Below are 2,884 nucleotides of genomic sequence, written 5' to 3'. Positions count from 1 at the left end.
GGCGCTGGAGCAACACCCGGTCAAGCTGGTGGTCGAGAACGACCAAACGCCGGACTGCGGCATTTTGTCGATGCTGAACGCCTTTTTCCACGCCGCGGAAGATAGCCACCTGCCGGTCAGCATGACCTTCGATATGGCCAACTGGCTGTGGGTGGGGCAAGACGCCTTCGCCGCCGCCGAACGCCTGGCCCGCCACGTCGGTTACGTGCACGTCAAAGCCGCCACCCAAGGCCCGCGCGGCTGGCGCGCCATCGCGCTGGACGATACCGACGGCAGCTGGCGCGACCTGCTGGCCCGCCTGCCGCACGATGTGCCGCGCGGTATCGAATTCCCGTTGCAGGGCGATGACCTGGAAGCCGTCACCCGCCATTACGTCAATATCTTGCGTGCGGAGTAACCCCATGATGACAACGTTAACGGCAACGACGGCGCAGCAGGCGCCCCTGGATGTGGTCACGCTGGGCGAAGCCATGGCGATGTTCGTGGCGGCGCAAACCGGCGACTTGGCGGAGGTGGAAACCTTCACCAAACGCATCGCCGGCGCCGAACTGAACGTGGCGATCGGCCTGGCGCGTCTGGGCATGAACGTCGGCTGGGTCAGCCGCGTCGGCAACGATTCGTTCGGGCGCTTCACCCTGCAGCAGTTGAAAAAGGAAGGCATCAATTACCGGCAGGTGACGGTCGACGGCCACTACCCCACCGGTTTTCAGGTGAAATCCAAAACCACCGATGGTACCGATCCCAGCGTGGAATACTTCCGCAAGGGCTCGGCGGCCAGTCACCTGTCGATTGCCGATTTTAACCGCGAGTATTTCGGTTCCGCGCGCCACCTGCACCTGAGCGGCGTGGCGGCGGCGCTGTCCAGCGAATCGCTGGCGCTGTGCCACCATGCGGCGCGCGAGATGCGCGCCATGGGCAAAACCATTTCGTTCGACCCCAATCTGCGCCCGGTGCTGTGGCCCAGCCGCGAGGTGATGATCGAGCAGCTGAACCAGCTGGCGTTCGCCGCCGACTGGGTGCTGCCGGGGCTGAAAGAAGGGCAGATCCTCACCGGCCAATCGACGCCGGAAGGCATCGCCGATTTCTATCTGGAACGCGGCGTGCAGGCGGTGATCATCAAAACCGGTCCGGATGGCGCCTGGTTTAAAACCGCCGCCGGCGATAAGGCGGCGGTGGCCGCGGTCAAGGTCGACAACGTAGTGGATACCGTCGGCGCCGGGGACGGCTTTGCCGTCGGCACCCTCAGCGCCCTGCTGGAAGGCAAAACGCTGGTACAGGCGGTGCAGCGCGGCAACAAAATCGGCTCGCTGGCGATCCAGGCCATCGGCGACAGCGAAGGCCTGCCGACCCGTGCGGCGCTGGCCGAATAACAATAAAAAAAACGACTTCTCCGCATGACGTCAGCCTCTGGCCCTACAACCGGGACGCGTCGGGAGAGCATCTGCCCCTTCGTCTTTCACGCCCAGCGTGCCGTGCGAAGGGGATGCAACACCACTGAAGGATACTGAACATGAACAAAGCGACTGTCGCGGCCAAACGCTGGTGGTACATCATGCTCATCGTGTTTATCACCTACAGCCTGGCCTATCTCGATCGCGCCAACTTCAGCTTCGCCTCCGCCGCCGGCATCAATGAAGATCTCGGCATCACCAAGGGCATGGCCTCGCTGTTGGGCGCGCTGTTTTTCCTCGGTTATTTCTTCTTCCAAATTCCCGGTGCCATCTACGCCGAACGCCGCAGCGTCAAAAAATTGATCTTCTGGTGCCTGATCCTGTGGGGCGGTTGCGCCTCGCTGACCGGCGTGGTCAGCAATATCCCGATGCTGGCCGCCATCCGCTTTATTCTCGGCGTGGTGGAAGCGGCGGTGATGCCGGCGATGCTGATCTACATCAGCAACTGGTTCACCAAATCGGAACGGTCACGCGCCAATACCTTCCTGATCCTCGGTAACCCGGTGACGGTGCTGTGGATGTCGGTGGTGTCAGGCTACCTGATCCACGCCTTCGGCTGGCGCGAAATGTTTATCATCGAGGGCATTCCGGCGGTTATCTGGGCGTTCTGCTGGTGGGTGCTGGCGAAAGACAAACCGGCGCAGGCCGGTTGGTTGAGCGCCGATGAGAAACAGGCGCTGCAACAGCAGCTGGACGAAGAGCAGAAAGGCATCAAGGCCGTGCGCAACTACGGCGAAGCCTTCCGCTCACGCAACGTGATCCTGTTGTGCGTGCAGTACTTCGCCTGGAGCATCGGCGTGTATGGCTTCGTGCTGTGGCTGCCTTCCATCCTGCGCAGCGGCATGCAGATGGGCATGGTGGAAGCCGGCTGGCTGTCGGCGGTGCCTTACCTGGCGGCAACCATCGCCATGGTCGTCGTCTCCTGGGCGTCGGACAAAATGCAAAACCGCAAGCTGTTCGTCTGGCCGCTGCTGCTGATCGGCGCGCTGGCGTTCTTCGGATCTTACGCCGTCGGCGCCAACCACTTCTGGATCTCCTACGGCCTGCTGGTGGTCGCCGGCGCTGCGATGTATGCCCCTTATGGGCCGTTCTTCGCCATCATTCCGGAAATGCTGCCGAAAAACGTCGCCGGCGGCGCCATGGCGCTGATCAACAGCATGGGCGCGCTGGGTTCGTTCTTCGGTTCGTGGTTCGTCGGCTATCTGAATGGCGCCACCGGCAGCCCGGCGGCCTCTTACATGTTTATGGCCATCGCACTGGTGGTGGCGGTGGTGCTGACGCTGATCGTCAAGCCCGCCCGCAACGAGATCCAGCCGCAATTGGCTTGATCCGGTTATACTTTTTCTCTGTTAACCCAACCGGGGGGGGCGCCATGCCCCCTTTGGCTCAGCTGGAGTTCGTGATGAAGCCTTCTATCGTATTGTACAAAAGCC

Annotated in this window: 2 protein-coding genes and 1 pseudogene; all 3 read left to right on the top strand. The window is 62.1% G+C overall.

Annotation, left to right across the window (positions count from 1 at the left end; translation table 11 throughout):
* Positions 1-397: pseudogene (locus ADK28_RS06265) on the top strand (sugar phosphate isomerase/epimerase); the annotation flags it as partial.
* Positions 398-404: 7 nt separating this feature from the next.
* Positions 405-1,370, top strand: coding sequence for a sugar kinase (locus ADK28_RS06260; protein WP_048795187.1), 966 nt, complete (start codon positions 405-407; stop codon positions 1,368-1,370).
* 140 nt (positions 1,371-1,510) lie between these two features.
* Positions 1,511-2,779: an MFS transporter gene (locus ADK28_RS06255; protein ID WP_048795185.1), complete on the top strand. Its 1,269-nt coding sequence runs from the start codon at positions 1,511-1,513 to the stop codon at positions 2,777-2,779.
* Positions 2,780-2,884: the final 105 nt, after the last annotated feature.

It is taken from the genome of Serratia sp. 506_PEND (assembly GCF_001076875.1).
Lineage (GTDB): Bacteria > Pseudomonadota > Gammaproteobacteria > Enterobacterales > Enterobacteriaceae > Serratia > Serratia marcescens.
Note: the sequence above shows the minus strand (reverse complement) of the source record. Positions and strands in the feature narration are given on the sequence as shown.